Genomic DNA, 19773 nt, shown 5'->3' with positions numbered 1-19773 from the left:
TCCGGATCGTTTTTATTTGACTTTTTGCCGGCTTTTAGCTGGAATTGGTAACGATTGAAAAAACATCGTAGGCGGAAAATGAAAAAACGATGTCTCTTTGCAATCAGATAGGAGAAAGACCGGATATTCTGGAAAACCTGAACTTCCGGAGAATCGCCTGTAATAAAAAAAGTCGGGACATTCCCCGTATATCCCAAACCGATTCCGGGGCTTTCCCGCCACGACGACCGTCTTCGTTCCCTTTACGACCGTCTTCATCGCCGTCAGGACGGTCGTCATGCTATATACACTGCGCACCTCAGGGCAATTACGACCGTCTTCATGGCTAAAAACTGCGCACCTCAGGCGACAAAGCCCTTTTTGTCCGCAAAAAAGCCGGATTTCAGCCCTATTATTAAAGATTGTATATTGTTGTCAAAGAACAGGTATTATACAATAAGTCTCCCGTTCAGCCACAAATAAAAGGTACGAATATAAGAAGATTTGAACCACGAATAATGATTTATCAGTGAGCTAACAGACAAAGCTGCGCCTTATGCCGCAGGCTCTCTTTTGCCGTCTGCTGAAGCAGACGGTTTAAAAGATTTAGAAGCAAAGCCTCTTCCTCTGTGGACTTCAGTCCCTTTTTCAACTATCATGCAACTATCATAAATCAGCTGTTTAACCATCATTTTAGGCGTTTTACCCGGAATAGACGCACTCCGAAAGTGTTAAAAACGGAATGTTTTCCGGAGAGCATAAGCCTTTTTTGCCGGAACACATTGCTTTTTTAACAAAAAGACATTAGATCTTTTCCTCAAAATGCCCGTATCAGGGCCATTTACGCCTCCATCTGAAGGGTCTTGAGATCCGGGTCTGCAGGTGTCCGACACCCGGGTCTCGACAAAAAGATATACTATATTGCTGAAAATAAGCTATATGCTGCGTGTGAAAAAGCTATTGTATCTATGATGGTATGACAGTTGTTTTGGCAATCCATAATATAAAACTCAACCTCCTCCTTTTTTTTATCCTTCTTTTTCCTTCTTGCGCCTCTCGGAAGTCCTTCGAACAGCACACTGTCCGGACAAACAGCTTGCAGGCGACGGCAACCGTGCATAGCGTGCATGATACATATATATCACAGCTACGTGCGACAGCCTGCAACAATTAGTCTGCTGTGGGCTGCTGTTATTAGCCCTATGCGTGAAACGTAAAAACTAAAATCTATCCGGCAACATTTGCATATTAACAGAATTTGTTTACCTTTGCAAACGCAATGCGGCTGTGGTGTAATTGGTAGCCACGTCAGACTTAGGATCTGATGCTTCACGGCGTGGGGGTTCGAGTCCCTTCAGCCGCACATAACGTAGAGACACACGGCCGTGTGTCTCTACGTTTTTATTTGCCGGAATGTTCCTATCTTTGTATCTTTGTCAAAATAAAAAATGAAATGAGATATACCGGAATATATATCCTATTGACAGCACTGTTGCTACTTACCGCATGTGCCGGAAAGCTGACGGAAGGAAAGGTGGTGACGGTGACGATAGAGCCGCAACGTTTCTTTGCCGAGAAGATCGCAGGAGACAAGTTTACCATCCATTGTGTCGTTCCATCCGGGCAGAGTCCGGAGACGTATGATCCGACTCCGAGGCAAATGGTACAGATCGGACAGAGCGAAGCGTATCTGCAAATCGGTTATATCGGTTTCGAGCAGGTATGGATGCAGAAGATCCGCGAGAACAATCCCGATTTGAAGATATTCGACGTCTCGAAGGGCATGCAGTTTGTAAAGGAGACGGAAGAAGAGGACCACCACCACCATCACCATCATGCAGGCGGTATCGACCCGCATATCTGGACTTCCATCGAAGGGGCGAAGGTCATTGCCTGGAATACGCTGAACGCTTTTATCGAGCTGGATAAGGAGAATACGGAGTATTACTGGAAGAATTACAACGATCTGCTGGCGGAGATCGGCAAGACGGAGGCCGAGATCAAGAGGTTACTCGATCCGCTGACCGACCGTACTTTTATCATTTATCATCCTGCTTTGACCTATTTTGCCGATGAATTCGACCTCGTCCAGCTCTGTATCGAGATGGATGGAAAAGAACCTTCGCCAGCCCAGTTGAAGCAATTGGTGATGACGGCAAAGGAGCACCATACGAAAGTCGTTTTTATCCAGCAGGAGTTCGACCAGAAAAATGCCGGGCTGATTGCGAAGGAAACAGGTTGCCGGCTCGTGAAAATCAACCCGCTGGATTATCATTGGAATACGGAACTGATTCATATAGCGAAAGCATTGGCTAATGGAAAAACTGATTGACATAGAACATGTGACGGCAGCTTACGGTAATAAAACCGTATTGCGGGATATCTCTCTGACGGTCTGGAAAGATGATTTCCTGGGGATTATCGGACCGAACGGGGGAGGAAAAACGACGTTGCTGAAGGTCATGCTCGGCCTGTTGCCGCCTGTCTCCGGTACGATCCGCTTTTATGAGGACGGACGGTCTGTCCCTTCTCTCCGGATCGGCTATCTTCCTCAGTTGAACAATATCGATAAGAAGTTCCCGATCTCCGTGCGCGAGGTGGTCGCTTCGGGGCTGGCTTCGGAAAAGCCGCTTTTCCGTTCCTACAGCGCAAGCCAGAAACAGCGTGTGGAAGAAGTGCTTGGAAAAATGGGGCTGGAAGATTTGGCGGGCCGGGCGATCGGCGAGCTGTCCGGCGGACAGTTGCAGCGTGTGTTGCTGGGACGTTCCATTGTTTCCCGTCCGCAAGTGCTGATCTTGGATGAGCCTAACTCGTATGTGGACAAGCGGTTCGAGTCTCATTTCTATAAGCTCCTGAATGAGATCAATAAGGAGAGCGCGGTCATTTTAGTTTCGCACGATATCGGGACTGTGTTGGCGATGGTGAAAAACATTGCTTGTGTAAACGAAACATTACATTACCATCCCGGAGCGGATGTGTCCGAAGAGTGGCTGGGCGAGAAATATGCCTGCCCGATAGAACTGATCGGACATGGCGATTTGCCGCACCGGGTTTTGAAAAAGCACGAACATGAATAACCTTTGTTTGATAGGCTTGCCGGAGGTCGGATATATCGTCGGTATCGCCGTCCTTATTTTCGGCATTACCGCTGTGAGGCAGAATCCTTTTATCAGTCGCGGACAGAAGATTATTTGGATACTGACTATTATCGTGTTGAACTGGATCGGCTTGTTGCTGTATTACTATACCTATTACATTAAAAAGAGTTGAGAGTTGGGAATTAAGAATTAAAAAATAAGAAACGGATAATTCTTAATTCTTAGTTTTCAACTCCTGATTTTTTAATTTTTAGTTCTTAATTATTAATTATGAAAAGGATCTTGATTACCGGAGCCAGTGGCTTTATTGGCGGTTTCCTGGTGAAGGAGGCGCTTGAACGGGGATATGAAACCTGGGCGGGTGTCCGTTCGACAAGCAGCCGCGCTAATTTGAAGGATGAGCGGATTCGTTTTATCGATCTGAAATATTCCGACCGTGAGTTATTGACCGCCCAACTGAGCGATTTTGTTCGTGAGCATGGTCCCTGGGATTATGTGATCCATAATGCCGGATTGACGAAGGCGCTTGATAAAAGAGACTTTTATCGTATCAATGCCCGGAATACGGCAAACCTGATCGAGGCGCTTGCCGCATCGGGTTGCAAGCCGGAGAAGTTTCTCCTGATGAGTAGCCTGAGCAGCTATGGGCGTGGGGACGAGAAAACGTTCCGCCCTATCTCTTTGGATGATCCTCAATTGCCCGATACAGCCTATGGAAAGAGCAAGCTGGAGGCGGAGAATTATTTGCGGCATCAGTCTTATTTCCCGTATGTGATCCTGCGTCCGACGGGAGTGTATGGACCGGGCGAGAAAGATTACTTCATGGAGATCAAAAGTATAAAATCGGGTTTCGATTTTGCTGTCGGCTTTACGCCCCAGCGCATTACTTTTATATATGTAAAGGATCTGGCCACCGCCGCTTTCCTCGCTTTGGAGAATGAGGCTGTCCGGAACCGCCATTATTTCGTGGCGGACGGCGATGTCTATACGGATGAATCGTTCGCCCGGATGATACAGGAAATCCTGCCGAAGAAACATGTCCTGCATGCCCGTATACCGATGGGGCTGGTACACGTCGCCTGCCAGGTATCCGAGTGGATAGGCAAGCTGCTGAAGAAGAGCATGACATTGAATACGGATAAATATATAATCCTGAAACAGCGTAACTGGATTTGTGATGTCACACCGCTTCAGGATGAATTGGGCTTCGTCCCGGCTTACCCGCTCCGCCGTGGCCTGGAAGAAAGCATCGAATGGTATCGGAAGGAAGGCTGGCTGTAGGTCAGTCTGTTTTTTTTGTCATCACGATCCCTTCCGTCGAAAGGATTGGATTGCCTTTGTAGCTGAGTTTGGCGAATCCGGCAGCTTCCAAGCTCAGAGATTGGCTTGCGTACACTTGGAATGTTCCGAGACCGGCTACTTCACAAGATACATTCCGGGCTTTCAGGTCGTATGCTTTGACTGTTCCTTTTCCGGCAATCTCGATCGAAACTTTTTCGGCCGTGCCTCCCAGTTCGTATGTCCCTGAGCCAGCAACCTTGCTTTGTAAAGTTCCTACATTCAGTGCTTTTCCTTTGATAGAGGAACTTCCGGCTATGCTTGTAGAAAGCCGGTCTACTAAAACCGAGTCGTTCAGATTGATTTTTCCCGATCCGGCTACTGATATATCCAGCTTTTCCGCTGTGAAAAGACCATTCAGGTTGATTTCGGCCTTACCGGCAAGGTCGATCTCCTTCATTTTGGAAGAGCTTGCATGAATTGTAAATTCGGATGGCCAAATGAACTTATCCTTATAGGCGTCTTTGAGCTTGATGACTAATGTCTTGTCAGATACATATATATTCAGCATTTCGTAGACATTGAGGTCTGTAGTGACCGAGAGGGTCGAAGTTTCTTCCGACTGGGTATAATGGATCTTTCCGGTCGGGCAAGCGATGGACAACTCTTCGTACTCTTCGACGGGCACGTCCCTCTCTTCTACTTGTCCGTCTCCTTTGATGATACGGGAACAGCCCGACATCACGACAAGGATGCAGGAGAGTGCTAATAAGGATAATTTCATTTTCATATTTATTTTACTTCTTCAACGGTTCCTTTGCCGATGACTTTCTGTTGTACGGCTGTCGGGCCTTTATAGCGGATATTTCCTTTGCCGACGACTGTCGCTTTCAGGTTGTTGGTCGGATGGATCTGGGCGGAACCTTTCCCTGTGATTTTACAGTTCACTTCGGGCACTGCTACTCCGAAAGCCATGATTTCACCGTCGGTCGTAATGCTGTAGTCCGCTTCTTCGGCGTTTCCTGCTTTCAGGTTGATCGTGCCGGAGCCGTTAATGTTGCATTCCAGCTTGTCGGCTTTTAGTTCATTTACAACCATATTGGCGCTGCCGGACACGTTCAGGTCGAGCTTGCCGACTTCGACTTTCTGCTTCAGCTGGACGAGGCAGTTGGAGTTGGCGTTGATTTTCAACTCGTCGCCTGTCAGCGGGCTGTTAGCCATGAAGTTCGCGTTGCCGGAAGCTTTTACCTCTTTCAGCCATTTGGAGTTGGTCTTGACGATAAATTTGGTGAAATGGTCTATTTTTGCACCTTTGAACCCGACGGTCAGGACACGGTCTTTGATGTCGATGTTCACGTACGGATGCAGGTTCTCGTCTACAGTTATTTCGATATGCGGAGTGGATTCAGACTGCTCGTAGTTGAAGTCGATCACTCCGTCGAATTTGATGGCATTGAAGTCGTCGATCGTTATTTTCTTGGTTGATAGCTTTCCGTTTCCTTTCACATGGTCTGCTGCCTGGGCAGAGAAAAACATTCCTATCAGGAAAGCGATCATTAGTAAACCTTTTGTTTTCATGTCTGTCTTCTTAATGTTATACTTAGGAACGCGTTTGCTGCGCTTTGGTTACAAATGTAGGAAATTTATTTCACTCTTGTGATATCGGCAGCTCCCGAACAGCGTGTATTGGCTTTCGGATTTCCTTTATAACAGATGTCTCCGCTTCCGGAAGCGGAAGCTTCGAGCGTCTCGGTTGCGTATGCCTCAATATCTCCACTGCCGCTCACCTTGCAGCTCAGGTCTTTCACTATGAATCCGTACGCACTAATGTCTCCACTGCCGGATACCTTATATTCTCCCTTTTCGGCTTTCCCTTTCAGATTCAAGTCGCCTGCTCCGGCTACTCCTGCTTTGATATTCCCGCATATCAGGTCTTTAGCTTCCATGTCGCCTGCTCCGCTGACTTTGATTTCACATGCGTTTGCGATACGGACCGGTTTATTCATATATACATCCGCCGCACCGGATACTTCGACCTTCAGGTTTTCACCTGAAAGATTGTTTTGTAAGAAGAAGTCCATCGAACCGGATATTTTTGCTTTTTCCAAGGTATGTGAACTGCTGTTGATAATAAACTTTGTCGGATATAATTCTTGTTTTTCTTTATTTGTCCGGACATACAGGCATCCGTCCGAAACATAGATGTCCAGTAGCGGGAGCAAATTCTCGTCTACTGTAATTTGCAGGTTGGAACTGCCTGATTTCTGCATATAATTAAATGCCGGGCCTTTGTATTCTTTTTTCTTGAATAAAGAACTGTTATTGTTGTAATTGATTTTTACTCTGATATTCAGTTCCGTGTAATCGGTTATCTGGATTTCTTTGGAAATAATATTTCCATTCCCTTTCACTTTTTCGGCGTATCCACTCGTTGTACATATGAACAAGAAAGCTATTAATGCTGTTAATGTCGTTTTCATTTTCTATGGTATTATATAGTTATTAATTCTTTTTGATCGAACCGCCGCCTATGACGCTTTTACTGAGTTCCGGATCGCCTTCGTATCGTATGTGGCCGCCGCCGGCTATACTTGCATCCAATTGTTCGGACGCATGTACTTCAATGTCTCCGCCACCGGCTACACTGCATTCCGCTTTCCGAAGGATACATCCGAAAGCGCTGATGTCTCCGCCGCCGGCTACGCTCAGGTCACCTCTTTCGGCTTCTCCTTTGAGCAGGATGGAGCCGCTGCCTGCCACACTGCAATCCAGGTTGTCTACTTTCAGTTTAGTTGCGTTGATATCTCCTGATCCTGCCACACTAAAATTAATTTTGCGCGCTTCCAGCTGCTTATCGAAGTTTATTGTGCTGCTCCCGGCAATACTGATATCCAATTTATCGACTTTAAGAGGGCTTTTGGCGACAAATTCTCCGCCTCCTACTGCACTTATTTCTTTCAACTCACGGGAGTTGGTCTTTATTTCGCATACGGTCGGTTGGAGGTTGAGCCCATAAGAATTCCCGTTAAAATATTTTCTTTCATCTTTAGGCTGTATGATCAATGTCTTACCCTTTACTTTTATCTCGAAGTGCGGCAGTATATTTTCATCTATTGTTATCTTAAAGAAGGGAGATGCATTGGATTGTTCGTATTCGATGTTCACCTTTCCCACGTACGAGATTTCATCATAATCGGATATGGAGATTTCTTTCGTGATAATGTTCCCGTCTCCTTTTATTGTATTCTGGGCAAATCCGTTCGTTGCCAGCAGCCAGATACAAACCATAAAGAAAAATGCTCTTGTTTTCATGTCTTGTCGTATTTTCGTTTGTTTTCTTTTATAGACGAGCGAAGGCATGTTACGGTTGCATATTTTCTTTACTTTTTCAAGAATTAGTTTTTCTTATATGCTTTACAACACAAATTAGCATTTTAACTATTGACAAATTGGGAAAAGCCCGTATCTTTGCATCGTGGTTTTTTCATAATAGTATTAGATTTAAGGTTAACAAAGTTGGTTAGGGGTTGTCGTGAGACAGCCTTTAATTGTTTATAGGGGTTTCTGCGGTGCAGGAACCTTTTCTATTTCGGTATGAGCCTCTATTTCCTGGTTGGAGAGATAACTTCCGTCTTTTATCAAAATTTGATAGGTGAAAGTGATGGAATCTTCTTTTTTTAGCAGGATTTGAACCTTTTCCGCTTGTTTATCGAAACACCGTCCTCCCAGGTTATTAATTGCAAACAGGCCGTACCCACGTGCATGTGACCAACCCGGATAATTGGGATTTTCAGGATGGTCCATGAGAGCTATCGATATTTTCTCGTCTTTTATTTTCCCGTTCAAAACAACCCAAGCCGAACGTTTTCCCCAAACGTCGTCACCGGTATTCCCTTCTTTATTTTGATAGATTCCGGAAATGTCGGCTTCAAGGTTTCGGTCTAAACGCATACCGAGTAAGCCTTCTTTATTTTCCGTAATGAAAATAGAATCTTTGAGAGCAGTCAGTGTAGTGGTTCGCTGAATGCCTCTTTCGTGTGGCTTACCGGTGAATGCGTAGGTGATTTTTTCTTTTAGTAGAATATATCCATCGTGGTTTGTCCAATTTGCTTCGACTGTAAATTTGTTTTCTTTCTCGTTTATATTCTTGATGCCGGTAAACCGGATAATGCCGTAATGATCCTTTTTATCTTTGGGAATGCGATTAGAATTATTCCAGAAATCCAATCCATCGATATCTCCGAAGCTAAACCATAACCCCATCTGATGAGGATGGTCTGTCCGTTCATTGGCTTTCGGGCGGGCAGGGTAGCCGCGAGTGATTTCAGTACCGGATGCTGTATAGACAGGGTAAAGGACTTGTTTATATAAAGTGTCGGAGTAAAGGAACTCTGTAAAAAGTGCTTGGTCTATGTATATGCTTATCTTTTGTGAGTCGGGTTTCTCTATGAAATGTATATGTGAATGCTGGCCTATTGCGGAACTGCAGCAGGACAGTGAGATGAGAATAAATAGAATCCCTATAACATCTGATTGATAAGGCTTGCTCTTTTGCGGCCCCGCGTCAAGCGCGGGGACAGGGTAGTTTGACATCCTCTTTAAATATTTATAAGATACGTTTATACGACTTCTTTTCCTGTGGTTGGATCGAAGTTAAATCTGCGATTTTTACCGGTTGTCCGGATGCGATGCTGTTACGGGCAGCAATTCCGACCAGGCAGGCCAAAGCACCGTCGCGGGTGTTTGCACACTGTTGGAACGGGTCGTCGATATTGGGCAGGAATATCTGGTCTTTTAGTAACGCATCCCCGCCGCCATGCCCGGATGTTCCGAACGGAATCTGGATATATTGCCGTTTATTGAAATTCTTGAACAAAACGATTTCGTCATAATTGGCATCCGATGTCGGTCTGGATTCTTGAATCCAGGCCTCCATGCGGCCTTTTGTACCGTTGAACGCAATCCGGTAACCTTCGTACGGAGAATAGGTTGTCAACGAATAAGCGACTTGCACGCCATTTTTATACTTGATTGTTGCTGCCATCTTGTCGAAGATGTTAACATCCTTTTTGAACACGCAACCGTCGCGTAAATAACCGTCATATTTTTCATTGGCCACGTACAGTTCCATGTAGTTCTTGTTCTTGGTGATGTCAAAGAAGAACTTGCATTTGTCTGTATGCGGGCATGTACGGCAGTTCTCTGCCCGTATGGTTCCATTCTTCCCATAATGGTTGAGAGCTCCAAGCGCATAAACGCTTTCGGGGTCGCTGTCGATCCACCAGTTCAGGAGGTCGAAATGATGGCTGGCTTTGTGCACCCATAACGAACCGCTGCATTCAACGAGCCTGTGCCAGCGGCGGAAATAGTCGGCCCCGTGTGAAGTGTCCAGATACCAGTGGAAATCGACGGAGGTGATATCACCGATTTCTCCGGCACGAAGCAGTTCCCATATTTTTGCCCGGTGAGGGGAATAACGGTAGTTGAACGTGACCCGGCATGTCTTGCCCGTTCGCTTTTCAGCATCCAGAATCGCCTGGATTTTCTTTTCATCGGTCGTCATCGGCTTTTCCGTGATAATATCGGCTCCCAATTCCATGCCCCGGATAATAAATTGATGGTGTGTGCTGTCCATTGTCGTGACAATCAATACATCCGGTTTTGTCTCGTTCATCATTTTCTCAAAATCGGTATATGTCGGACAGGAAGCGCCAATGATGCGTTTGCCGGTTTCGACACGTCCTTCGTTTTTATCACAAAGGCCTACGAATTCAAGATAATCAGGATAACTTTTCAGAATATCCCTTCCCCACATGGATGTCCCGCGTCCTCCTGTCCCGACAAGTGCGATTCGTAGCTTTTTACCTGTCGGTGCCGCAATACCGGCAGTTTCTGCTTTTATATCAGATAAGGGATTGAGCAAAGCCGTTCCGGCAATCGCCCCTGTTGTTGCAAGAAAATGTCTTCTTGACATTTGGTTTGTCGTGTTATGCATAGTAAATGATATTTTGTATGTTTTTTCGTGGCTTGTTTTTAGATTTTCGATGATTTCATATTCGGTCATACTTGAATTTTCTCGAATAGTTCCTCCGAACATTGCAAATATATGGAATTTTGGGGCATTAACAAAGATCGAATGAATATCTTTGGAGAGGCTATCAATGCCTTTTTTATCGGGAATATTCCGTTATTCGCCGGGATTTAGCCGCTACTGGCCGTTTTTCTATTGTGTAAGTGGTTGTGTGGCGGTAGTTTTGCAACAAATTAAAAATGTACGAGTATGAGAACGAATCAACAAGGGGATTTTGTCAGAGGTGGTTATCCCAGCCACAGTAAACTGAATACAATTGTGACGGCTGTTATATTTATTATAGTCGGTTTGTTGTTTCTTGGGCGGAATTTCGGGATAATCGATTCTTATCTGTTTCACATCCTGGTTTCCTGGCAGATGTTGCTGATTGTGGTCGGTGTTGTCAATTTGATCAAGCGGCATTTCTTCGGGGGAGTGATTACGATTGCCATAGGAGCCTATTTCCTGTTGCCGGAAATAAGCGGGATAGAAGGTGAATGGGCCGGGATGTTCTGGCCGGTTCTGCTTATTTTGGTGGGAATCATGATTCTCTTTAAGCCGAAACGTCACCGCTTTAATAGCCATTGGGATAAGAGAAGGCCGGAGTATGCAAAAGAGATATATAGCTCTGAAGACGGTTTTGTCGTATCGGACAATACTTTCGGATCGGTTCAGCAGATTGTCCTGGACCCGGTGTTCAAAGGGGCACAGATTAAAAATGCGTTTGGCGGAACTGTCCTGGATTTGCGACGGAGCAAGCTGGAAGCTCCCCGGACGTTTATAGATATCGACTGTACTTTTGGAGGTGTCGAGATTTATTTGCCGTCGGACTGGAATTTGCAGACGCAGATAGATGCATTTATCGGCGGATGTGACGATAAACGCTATAATTCGTCTGTGGAGATAGACAAGGAGCACATTTTGGTCGTGAGGGGAAAAGTTTCTTTCGGAGGTATCGAGTTTAAAAGTTGATTTATGCAGACGCATCCATTTATAGAGTCGGTCATAAATCGCGTGGTGGGGATTTCCCTGGCGGTTATGGCTTGGATGATTTATTCATGGCTCCTGTTCTGCTATGGAGGAGAAGAGATGTGGATGGCTTGTCTGGATGGTTTGGTCTCTGTCGGATTATTGGCTGTCGCCGGTTTCCTGTACGGGTATATTGACGGGACTATTCATGCTCTGCAGATCCAGATCGCATTGGCGGTATTGGTTCAGGCGATCAGTCTGGCAGGTGCTTTTGAGCTACAGGTTCTTTTGGAACAGGGAAGTGACGGTGGTTTTATGGATAGTGTTTCCCTTCGACTGGTTTTTGGCGTATTATGCTGGATTATACTGCTGCAATGGTATCGGATGAACCGGACAGATGAGCCGGATTTTGAAGAGATACCCGGAATAGAGGCAAATGAGGAACAAGAAGATGCAGTTCCTGTAGATGAAACTTTTCTGGATCGCGTATCGGTAAAAGACGGTTCCCGCATTCATATCATCCATCTCGAAGAACTGTTATACCTGCAAGCCGGAGGTGATTATGTGACACTTTTTACTCCGGATGGCCAGTATGTGAAGGAACAGACGATGAAATATTTTGAAACACATCTTCCGCCTGCGCTGTTTGTGCGGATTCACCGTTCTTGCATTGTCAATACCGAACAGATTTTGCGAGTGGAACTGTTCGGGAAAGAGAATTACCAGGTTCGTTTGAAAAGCGGAGTTTGTTTGCGGGCAAGCAATGCCGGTTATAAGCTCCTGAAAGAACGTCTTTCTCTTTAAAAAAGAGCGGTTAAAATGTTAATTTTAGCAGAATTTGATTCCATTGTATGAAGTTTTGTCTTTCGTAACACTTTTTATTGCAAAGTTCTTTCTGGCTTAACATATATTGTCTGTAAAAGGCTTGACAAACGGGCTTGACGCATGTATCTTTGCATTGTGGTTTTTTCATAATAGTATTAGATTTAAGGTTAACAAAGTTGGTTAGGGGTTGTCGTGAGACAGCCTTTAATTGTTTATAGGGGTTTCTTTTCCCCTTTTTCTTTTATCTTTCATATGACGAGTCTTGTTATATTTTATGTACACCCTTCGTTTCTTTAAAAAGAACGTGTATCTTTATCTTCAAATTACTGGAATGTGATGGAATTACGAACAGAGAATGTGACGCGCTATATCATGCCTCTTCGGGAAGGCGGATCGTTGCCGGCATTGGCGGAAGCTGATGACGAGTTTAAATATGTCGTGAAGTTTCGCGGGGCAGGCCACGGGACGAAAGCGCTGATAGCCGAACTGATTGGCGGCGAAATAGCCCGTGCACTTGGTTTCCGGGTTCCCGAACTGGTCTTTTTGAACCTGGACGAGGCTTTCGGACGTACCGAAGGTGACGAGGAAATCCAGGATTTGCTGCAAGGTAGCCGGGGATTGAACCTCGGACTGCATTTTCTGTCGGGAGCTCTCACCTTCGATCCGGTAGTGACGAAGGTCGGGTCTGAGTCGGCATCCCGCATCGTGTGGCTGGATGCATTCCTGACCAATGTAGACCGTACATTCCGGAATACCAACATGCTGATGTGGCATAAGGAACTGTGGCTGATCGATCATGGCGCTTCGCTCTATTTCCATTACTCGTGGGTGAACTGGCAAAAACATGCCGTGAGCCCTTTCGTGCAGATCAAAGATCACGTGCTGTTGCCCGAAGCTTCCCGGCTGGAAGAGGCAAATGCAGATATGAAACGTCTGCTGACGGAAGAGAAGATACGGGAGATCGTAGCTCTGATCCCCGACGACTGGTTGCATTGGAGCGAAAGCCCCGGTACGCCGCAAGAAATAAGAGAAATTTATATCCGGTTCTTATGTGAGAGACTGGCACATTCCGAAACATTTATAAAAGAAGCACAGGATGCAAGGAAAGCACTTATATGAATATGCCGTTATCCGTCTGGTCCCCAGAGTAGAACGCGAGGAGTTCTTCAATGTGGGAATTATTCTGTTCTCGAAAAGAGCGAAGTATATCAAGGCGCTTTATAAGGTAGACGAGGACAAGTTGAATCTGTTTTCTTCTGAGTTGGACCGTGAATCGTTGTTTGCCAATCTGCATGTTTTCGACAAAATCTGCTCCGGCGCGAAAGAAGGCGGTCCTATCGCCGCCCTGGATATCCCGGAACGGTTCCGCTGGCTGACAGCCGTTCGGAGTGCTTCTATCCAGACTTCACGTCCGCATCCGGGCTTCTCCGATGACCTGAACCAAACGTTGGAGACACTGTTCAGGGAACTGGTTCTGTAGCGATTGCCTTGTCTGACGGCCATGTCCATGGAACAAAAAATGTGACGGTAGACGGAAAGACATGGTTCTGCCGGAGGCGGGAGAAGGGGAGTGTCAAAAAATTGGACGTCCGGGCGTCCAAAAATTGGACGGTTGGCGGGAATGATTTTTGGAATGCCGTTGATTGTCTGTGTGTTATATTTCTGGCACGCCGTTTGCGCCCTTTCTGTCATGATGAATGCACAAATAACGATTAAACGAGGCTTATCTCTTTTCCTTCTCGTCTTCCTGGCTCCGTCAGGTTGTTTGCAGGCACAGTCCGGTTGGACGGTGGACGACTGCATGCGCTATGCCGTCGAACAGAACTACCGCGTACGGAATAGCCGCCTGGATACACGGATTGCCGGGGAAGACCTTACCGCCGCCTATGGCGATTTCCTGCCTTCGGTGAGCGCCACCGGCGCATTGGGCAAACGTTTGGGGCGTTCGGTCGATCCGAAAACGAACCTCTATACTTCCTCTTCCTTCTTAGAGAGTACGATGGGATTGAATGTCTCGCTTCCGGTGTTCGACGGCTTTACGCGCGTCAACCGGTTGCAGTTCCGCAAACTGAACAAACAAATCGGTGGACTTACGGAGAAAATCGAGGAGAACCGGATTGCCTTTGAGGTGATGGATGCTTTCTTTCGTCTCTGTTTCGACGAGAAGATGTATCAGCTCGCTGTCGAACAGCGGAAGTTGAGCGAACGCTATCATGAGCAGATGCTCGAATATGTGGATCTGGGCATGCGTTCCCCTTCCGATTTGCAGGAGGTGAAAGCGCGCCTGCAATCCGATATTTATCAGGAGACGGTGAAGGCGAACGGTTGCCGTCTCTCCTTGCTTGCCTTGAAAGAATTATTGAATATGCGGGATGCCGATACGCTGGCGATCTCTCCCGGCGGGGAGGGCGAACTTCCCTTGCTCCCTGTCTTAGATTCCAACGAGATCTATGCGGCTTCCGAAACATCCCTGCCTGAATTCCGGGCTATGGAGTTGAGGGAGAAAGCCTCCCGCAAGTCGTTGGCGATGGCGTCCGGTGCTTTTTCTCCTTCCATCAGGGCGGAGTTCAGCCTCTATTCCGGTTACTACGACACGGAACGGAATGACTTGGGTGAGATCGTTCCGATCAAAGACCAGTTGAAGAATAACATGAACAAATATATCGGCGTGAGCGTCTCGCTGCCTTTGTTCAGCGGACTTTCACGCCTGACGGGTGTCCGGAAGGAGCGTTTCCGCCTGCAAAGGATACAGAACGAGAACGAACAACAACGCCTGAGTCTTTATAAGGATATAGACGACGCCTGCCTTTCCCTCCGGGCTGCTGTCGAGGAACACCGGCAGGCGCTCGAACAGCTTCGCACTTCCACCATCACACTGAAAGAGAGCGAGGAGAAATGGGAAGAGGGAATGATCTCCGTCTTCGAACTGATGGAGAAACGGAATCTTTACATCATGGCAAAGGCGGAGTTGACCCGCACGCGGTTGCAGTATGAGTTGAAGAGGAGGTTGGTGGATTTTTATAGAACCGGGGTGTTCGTTACCTTAGGATCAAGGCAAAAGTAACAATAAAATAATAGTAAATAATGATGAATAATAATATGGATACCCGTATCGAGCGGAAGTCCCGGTTTCAGAAGAAACACATTTATGCCGTGGCAGGAGCCGCTGCCGTGTTGTTTTGCCTACTTTGGTTCATCTTTCGCGACACTTCTTCTTCCATGAAGGTGGAGAAAGATCGTATTACGATCGCCACCGTGCAGAAAGGAGAGTTCAACGACTATATCCGTGTCATCGGGCAGGTGTTGCCGGACCGTATCATCTATCTCGATGCCATCGAAGGCGGTCGTGTCGAAGAACGCCTGATCGAGGAAGGAACGCAGGTTCGGGCGGGCGACGTGATCCTGCGTCTCAGCAATCCGCTCCTGAATATCGGCATCCTGCAGAGCGAAGCCGACCTGGCCTATCAGGAGAACGAACTCCGTAACACCCGCCTCAGCATGGAGCAGGAACATCTCCGGCTGAAACAGGACCGCATCGGCCTGGGCAAGGAATTGGTGCAGAAGGAACGCCGTTTCAGGCAGTACGAACGCTTGTACAAGAAGAATCTGTTGTCCCGCGAAGACTATTTGCAGGCACAGGAAGATTATGAAGCCGCCCTCGGACAATTGACTGTGGTGGACGAACGGATCGAGCAGGACGACCTGTTCCGCAGCAGCCAGTTGCAGAGCCTGGACGAGAACATCCGGAATATGAAGAAGAGCCTCGCCCTGGTTCGTGAGCGTCTGGAAAACCTGAAGGTGAAGGCTCCCGTCGACGGGCAGTTGGGTAACTTGGAGGCACAGATCGGCCAGTCCATCGCCCAGGGCGAACGTATCGGCCAGGTGATCACGCCCGAACTGAAGGTGGAAGCCAAGATCGACGAGCATTACGTGGAACGTGTCATGCCCGGCCTTCCAGCGAGCTTCGAACGCGAAGGAAAGAAATACGATATGGAAGTGACGAAGGTCTATCCCGAAGTGCGGGAAGGACAGTTTCGCACCGACCTGCATTTTGTCTCCGGACGCCCGGAGAATATACGTGCCGGACAAACCTACCACCTGAACCTGCAGCTGGGCGATCCCGTGCAGACGGTGATTGTTCCACGTGGAAGCTTCTATCAGGCAAGCGGCGGCGAATACATGTATGTAGTAGATGAAGAAGAAAAGACGGCTCGTCGCCGCCCTGTCCGCATCGGTCGCCAGAACCCGCAGTATTACGAGGTCGTGGAAGGGCTGCAACCGGGGGAGAAGGTGATTATTTCCGGATATGACTTGTTTGGGGATAACGAGAAACTGATACTAAAATAATATATTTGCTTTATGATTAAAACAGAGAATCTGTCTATGGTCTTCACCACCGAAGAGGTGCAGACGAAAGCATTGAACGAGGTGAACCTTGAGATCAAACAAGGTGAATTTGTCGCTATTATGGGACCTTCGGGCTGTGGCAAGTCGACCTTGCTGAATATCTTAGGTACGCTCGACTCGCCGACTTCCGGCAAATACTTCTTTAACGGCAAGGAGGTGGACAAGATGGGAGAGAGCCAGTTGACGGCTTTCCGCAAAGGAAATATCGGCTTCGTCTTCCAGAGCTTCAACCTGATAGACGAGTTGACGGTCTTCGAGAATGTGGAACTGCCCTTGGTTTATCTCGGCGGGCGGAAGTCCGAACGCAGGCAGAAAGTGATGGAGGTCCTCGACCGGATGAACATCGCACATCGTGCCGGGCATTTCCCGCAACAGCTATCTGGCGGACAGCAGCAGCGTGTCGCTATCGCCCGCGCCGTGGTGACGGACTGCCCGCTGATCCTCGCCGACGAACCGACGGGTAACCTGGATTCGACGAACGGGGCGGAGGTGATGGAATTGCTTCGCGAACTGAATAAGCAGGGGACGACGATCGTCATGGTCACCCACTCGGAACGGGATGCCGGTTTCGCGCACCGGATCATCCATCTTTTGGACGGGCGGATCGTTTCTTGAATATTCATCTTTGAAAATCTTTATCACCATGATAGTAACAAACTATTGGAACAGTGCGTGGCGCAGCCTTACCAAAAAGAAAGGATTCAGCGCCATCAATATAGTCGGTCTGGCGATCGGCATGGCGGCTGCCCTGCTGATCCTGACGTACGTGGCTTTCGAATACAGCTATGACGACATGCACAGCCGGCAGGATCGTATTTTCCGTGTCGAAGCCCGCTTCTATGAGAATGGGGAGCTGACGGACGATTGGGCCAGTTCGTCTGCCGGTTATGCCACGGCCATGAAGCAGAATATGAGTGCCGTCGAGGATTACACCCGCGTCGGAAGCCAGTATTTTCCGGAACAGGTCGTGAAATACAACGAACTGCTCTATCGCGAGATCGGCATCGGCTATGCAGAGGCCAACTTCTTCGATTTCTTTGACTTCAAACTGCTGAAAGGAAATAAAGAGAGCTGCCTGGACGGACCGAACAAGGTGGTTATCACCGAACGTATCGCCCGCAAATATTTCAAGGGAGCGGATCCGATCGGAAAAATCCTGATTTTCCGCAGTAATATCGGGGAGGAAGCCTGCGAGGTGACCGGCATCATGGAGGATATGCCGGTCAATACGCATATTCGCTATAATCTACTGATCTCTTACAAGACGCTCCCGAAGTGGATGGACGAGTATTGGTATCGCCACGAAGTCTATTCGTATGTCCTGCTGAAGTCGGCGAATCTGAAAACGCAGGTGGAAGAAGATTTTCCAGCGATGGCTGAGAAGTATAAGACGGAAGAGGCGTTGAAGAATAAAACCTGGGCGATCCAGTTGACGAATCTCCGCGATATCCACCTGAATCCGCAGAAAGCGTATGAGCCGGAGGTGAAGGGGAACCGCTCTTCCATCTGGGTCTTGATCTGTACGGCGCTTGCCATTCTTTGCATTGCCTGGATTAATTATATCAATATGACGGTGGCGCGTTCGATGGAGCGTGCGAAGGAGATCGGGATTCGCCGGGCTTCGGGGGCGAGCCGGAGGCAGGTTGTTTCCCAGTTCCTTTTCGAATCGCTGGTGACGAACAGCATCGCATTTATCCTCGCCGTCGGGCTGATGGAGGCGTTGATGCCTGCATTCAATAACCTGACGGGACGGGATCTGAGTTTTTCCGTTTGGTTTACGACTTCGTTGGGATGGTATCTCCTGCTGATCTTTGCCGCCGGTGTGTTTCTGTCCGGCTTTTATCCGGCAACTGTCTTGTCCGGCATCAAGCCGATCCGGATGCTGAAAGGGAAGTTTACCCATACGCGTGGGGCGACAGTCACCCGTAAGGTTCTGGTGGTGTTGCAATATACGGCTTCTTTGGTGTTGCTTTGCGGGACGTTGATCGTGTATGCGCAGCTTCAATATATGCGTAATGCCTCTTTGGGAGTGCGTGTAGACCAGACGCTGGTTCTTAAATTCCCGGCACAATGCGAGGAGCTGGCGATGAAGTTGCAGGCGTTTAAAAAAGAGGTCGCCTTGCTGCCTGCAGTCAAAGGTGTGACGGTTTCGGGCGCAGTACCGGGAACGGAAGTGACCGACTTCCTGTCCATCGTCCGCGAAAGCGATGTGACGAAGCAGACGCGCCTGTTGGAGATGCTGAACTGCGACGAGTATTTCCTGGGTGCTTACGATCTGAAGTTCGTTGCCGGGCGCGGTTTCTCCGAAGATTACGGGGGAGATGTGTATAAGATCGTCCTGAACGAGTCGGCTGTCCGCACGTTAGGTTTTGAGTCGGCGGATGCTGCTTTGGGGCAACGCCTGTCTGTCGAAACCGTCGACCAGCCGATGCAGATTATCGGGGTGGTGAAAGACTACCACCAGCAGTCGCTTAACAAAGATTATACGCCGATCCTGTTTGCCTTGCATGAGAAGTTGAGTTGGATGAAACAACGTTATATCTCCGTCGTAATGGAAAACGGTAACCCGCGTGACCTTGTGAAGCAGGTAGAAGGGGTGTGGGAACGTTATTTCCCGGATTCCAGCTATGATTATTTCTTTCTCGACCAGTTCTTCGACCAGCAATACCGGCAGGATGAAGTGTTCGGGTTGATTGTTGCGCTCTTTGCGATACTGGCGATCTTTATTTCTTGTATGGGATTGGGTGTCCTGGTTATGTTCTCCTGTTCTACCCGTATTCGGGAGATGGGTATCCGGAAGGTTCTGGGAGCTTCCAGAATACAGCTTTTCTATGAGTTGGGACGCGAGTTTTTCCTCCTGATCGCGATTGCAGTTGTCATCGCCCTTCCGCTTTCGGGTTGGATCATGGGAGACTGGCTAAACCATTATTCGTTCCGCACAGACTGGAAAGCCTGGTTCTTCCTTGTTCCGGTTCTTTTATTGTGTGTGATCTCTTTGCTGACCATCGGCTGGCAAACTGCCAAAACTATCTTCAGCAAACCGGCCCGGTCCTTGCGTTACGAATAAAATACAAATGTACGCTATTTGCTAATCTGACGGCAATAGCGTACATTTGTATCAACATCAAAGAAAGGACATTCATTATG

General features: G+C 47.7%; 18 protein-coding genes and 1 tRNA gene. 13 read left to right on the top strand and 6 right to left on the bottom strand.

The genetic code is table 11. From position 1 onward, the window contains the following. The first annotated feature begins 1260 nt into the window (after positions 1-1260). The 5 genes from H8S65_RS08680 to H8S65_RS08660 all read left to right on the top strand — a co-directional run bounded on the left by H8S65_RS08680 (position 1261) and on the right by H8S65_RS08660 (position 4358). Positions 1261-1342, top strand: a tRNA-Leu gene (locus H8S65_RS08680). 90 nt (positions 1343-1432) lie between these two features. Beyond that, positions 1433-2311 carry a metal ABC transporter solute-binding protein, Zn/Mn family gene (locus H8S65_RS08675; protein ID WP_186929591.1) on the top strand — a complete coding sequence of 293 codons (879 nt, stop codon included), beginning with the start codon at positions 1433-1435 and terminating at the stop codon, positions 2309-2311. Continuing rightward, entirely contained in the window at positions 2295-3056 is a 762-nt protein-coding gene (locus tag H8S65_RS08670) for a metal ABC transporter ATP-binding protein (protein ID WP_186929590.1), read from the top strand. The genes H8S65_RS08675 and H8S65_RS08670 overlap by 17 nt, the downstream gene beginning before the upstream one ends. Further along, positions 3049-3249: a PLDc N-terminal domain-containing protein gene (locus H8S65_RS08665; protein WP_186929589.1), complete on the top strand. Its 201-nt coding sequence runs from the start codon at positions 3049-3051 to the stop codon at positions 3247-3249. Before H8S65_RS08670 ends, H8S65_RS08665 begins: the two co-directional genes overlap by 8 nt. Before the next feature lie 98 nt (positions 3250-3347). After that, positions 3348-4358, top strand: a complete 1011-nt coding sequence (locus H8S65_RS08660; protein WP_186929588.1) for an NAD-dependent epimerase/dehydratase family protein — start codon at positions 3348-3350, stop codon at positions 4356-4358. 1 nt (position 4359) lies between these two features. Here the strand turns inward: H8S65_RS08660 and H8S65_RS08655 are convergent, their stop codons facing one another. From H8S65_RS08655 to H8S65_RS08630, 6 genes are all read right to left on the bottom strand, one after another. Beyond that, on the bottom strand, positions 4360-5139 hold the full coding sequence (locus H8S65_RS08655; protein ID WP_255489097.1) for a head GIN domain-containing protein: 780 nt from the start codon (positions 5137-5139) through the stop codon (positions 4360-4362). 8 nt (positions 5140-5147) lie between these two features. Beyond that, positions 5148-5933 (bottom strand): head GIN domain-containing protein, encoded by a 786-nt coding sequence (locus H8S65_RS08650; protein WP_186929586.1) that lies wholly within the window; start codon positions 5931-5933, stop codon positions 5148-5150. A 65-nt stretch (positions 5934-5998) separates the two neighbouring features. After that, the gene (locus H8S65_RS08645; RefSeq protein WP_186929585.1) at positions 5999-6835 is read right to left on the bottom strand and encodes a head GIN domain-containing protein; all 837 of its coding nucleotides are present in this window, start codon (positions 6833-6835) and stop codon (positions 5999-6001) included. A gap of 22 nt (positions 6836-6857) precedes the next feature. Then, a complete protein-coding gene (locus H8S65_RS08640; protein WP_255489096.1) occupies positions 6858-7667 on the bottom strand; it encodes a head GIN domain-containing protein in 810 nt (269 codons plus the stop codon). A gap of 240 nt (positions 7668-7907) precedes the next feature. Then, positions 7908-8948 carry a DUF6807 domain-containing protein gene (locus H8S65_RS08635; protein ID WP_255489095.1) on the bottom strand — a complete coding sequence of 347 codons (1041 nt, stop codon included), beginning with the start codon at positions 8946-8948 and terminating at the stop codon, positions 7908-7910. A 13-nt stretch (positions 8949-8961) separates the two neighbouring features. Beyond that, positions 8962-10350, bottom strand: coding sequence for a Gfo/Idh/MocA family protein (locus H8S65_RS08630; protein ID WP_186929584.1), 1389 nt, complete (start codon positions 10348-10350; stop codon positions 8962-8964). Between the two features lie 285 nt (positions 10351-10635). Here H8S65_RS08630 and H8S65_RS08625 point away from each other — a divergent pair, with 285 nt between their 5' ends. The 8 genes from H8S65_RS08625 to H8S65_RS08590 all read left to right on the top strand — a co-directional run bounded on the left by H8S65_RS08625 (position 10636) and on the right by H8S65_RS08590 (position 19693). Beyond that, complete coding sequence (locus tag H8S65_RS08625; RefSeq protein WP_186929583.1) at positions 10636-11397, top strand: LiaF transmembrane domain-containing protein; 762 nt, start codon at positions 10636-10638, stop codon at positions 11395-11397. A gap of 3 nt (positions 11398-11400) precedes the next feature. Further along, the gene (locus tag H8S65_RS08620) at positions 11401-12198 is read left to right on the top strand and encodes a LytR/AlgR family response regulator transcription factor (protein WP_186929582.1); all 798 of its coding nucleotides are present in this window, start codon (positions 11401-11403) and stop codon (positions 12196-12198) included. A 357-nt stretch (positions 12199-12555) separates the two neighbouring features. Continuing rightward, a complete protein-coding gene (locus H8S65_RS08615) occupies positions 12556-13338 on the top strand; it encodes a HipA family kinase (RefSeq protein ID WP_186929581.1) in 783 nt (260 codons plus the stop codon). Continuing rightward, the gene (locus H8S65_RS08610) at positions 13316-13699 is read left to right on the top strand and encodes a DUF3037 domain-containing protein (protein WP_186929580.1); all 384 of its coding nucleotides are present in this window, start codon (positions 13316-13318) and stop codon (positions 13697-13699) included. The genes H8S65_RS08615 and H8S65_RS08610 overlap by 23 nt, the downstream gene beginning before the upstream one ends. 141 nt (positions 13700-13840) lie before the next feature. Beyond that, on the top strand, positions 13841-15283 hold the full coding sequence (locus H8S65_RS08605; protein ID WP_255489099.1) for a TolC family protein: 1443 nt from the start codon (positions 13841-13843) through the stop codon (positions 15281-15283). A gap of 35 nt (positions 15284-15318) precedes the next feature. Next, positions 15319-16566: an efflux RND transporter periplasmic adaptor subunit gene (locus H8S65_RS08600; protein ID WP_186929594.1), complete on the top strand. Its 1248-nt coding sequence runs from the start codon at positions 15319-15321 to the stop codon at positions 16564-16566. Positions 16567-16578: 12 nt separating this feature from the next. Further along, positions 16579-17241, top strand: coding sequence for an ABC transporter ATP-binding protein (locus tag H8S65_RS08595; RefSeq protein WP_186929579.1), 663 nt, complete (start codon positions 16579-16581; stop codon positions 17239-17241). A gap of 28 nt (positions 17242-17269) precedes the next feature. Further along, on the top strand, positions 17270-19693 hold the full coding sequence (locus tag H8S65_RS08590; protein ID WP_186929578.1) for an ABC transporter permease: 2424 nt from the start codon (positions 17270-17272) through the stop codon (positions 19691-19693). Positions 19694-19773: the final 80 nt, after the last annotated feature.

The organism is Parabacteroides hominis, from assembly GCF_014287585.1.
Classification (GTDB): Bacteria; Bacteroidota; Bacteroidia; order Bacteroidales; family Tannerellaceae; genus Parabacteroides; species Parabacteroides hominis.
The sequence above is the reverse complement of the archived record's forward strand: the minus strand, read 5'-3'. Positions and strand labels throughout refer to the sequence as shown.

Bases quoted from the DNA above. Each gene is read 5' to 3' on its own strand.
- H8S65_RS08630 (WP_186929584.1), bottom strand. From the start codon at position 10,350: ATGCATAACACGACAAACCAAATGTCAAGAAGACATTTTCTTGCAACA.
- H8S65_RS08640 (WP_255489096.1), bottom strand. From the start codon at position 7,667: ATGAAAACAAGAGCATTTTTCTTTATGGTTTGTATCTGGCTGCTGGCA.
- H8S65_RS08670 (WP_186929590.1), top strand. From the start codon at position 2,295: ATGGAAAAACTGATTGACATAGAACATGTGACGGCAGCTTACGGTAAT.
- H8S65_RS08650 (WP_186929586.1), bottom strand. From the start codon at position 5,933: ATGAAAACAAAAGGTTTACTAATGATCGCTTTCCTGATAGGAATGTTT.
- H8S65_RS08675 (WP_186929591.1), top strand. From the start codon at position 1,433: ATGAGATATACCGGAATATATATCCTATTGACAGCACTGTTGCTACTT.
- H8S65_RS08625 (WP_186929583.1), top strand. From the start codon at position 10,636: ATGAGAACGAATCAACAAGGGGATTTTGTCAGAGGTGGTTATCCCAGC.
- H8S65_RS08610 (WP_186929580.1), top strand. From the start codon at position 13,316: ATGCAAGGAAAGCACTTATATGAATATGCCGTTATCCGTCTGGTCCCC.
- H8S65_RS08655 (WP_255489097.1), bottom strand. From the start codon at position 5,139: ATGAAATTATCCTTATTAGCACTCTCCTGCATCCTTGTCGTGATGTCG.
- H8S65_RS08615 (WP_186929581.1), top strand. From the start codon at position 12,556: ATGGAATTACGAACAGAGAATGTGACGCGCTATATCATGCCTCTTCGG.
- H8S65_RS08635 (WP_255489095.1), bottom strand. From the start codon at position 8,948: ATGTCAAACTACCCTGTCCCCGCGCTTGACGCGGGGCCGCAAAAGAGC.
- H8S65_RS08605 (WP_255489099.1), top strand. From the start codon at position 13,841: ATGATTTTTGGAATGCCGTTGATTGTCTGTGTGTTATATTTCTGGCAC.
- H8S65_RS08590 (WP_186929578.1), top strand. From the start codon at position 17,270: ATGATAGTAACAAACTATTGGAACAGTGCGTGGCGCAGCCTTACCAAA.
- H8S65_RS08595 (WP_186929579.1), top strand. From the start codon at position 16,579: ATGATTAAAACAGAGAATCTGTCTATGGTCTTCACCACCGAAGAGGTG.
- H8S65_RS08645 (WP_186929585.1), bottom strand. From the start codon at position 6,835: ATGAAAACGACATTAACAGCATTAATAGCTTTCTTGTTCATATGTACA.
- H8S65_RS08620 (WP_186929582.1), top strand. From the start codon at position 11,401: ATGCAGACGCATCCATTTATAGAGTCGGTCATAAATCGCGTGGTGGGG.
- H8S65_RS08600 (WP_186929594.1), top strand. From the start codon at position 15,319: ATGGATACCCGTATCGAGCGGAAGTCCCGGTTTCAGAAGAAACACATT.
- H8S65_RS08665 (WP_186929589.1), top strand. From the start codon at position 3,049: ATGAATAACCTTTGTTTGATAGGCTTGCCGGAGGTCGGATATATCGTC.
- H8S65_RS08660 (WP_186929588.1), top strand. From the start codon at position 3,348: ATGAAAAGGATCTTGATTACCGGAGCCAGTGGCTTTATTGGCGGTTTC.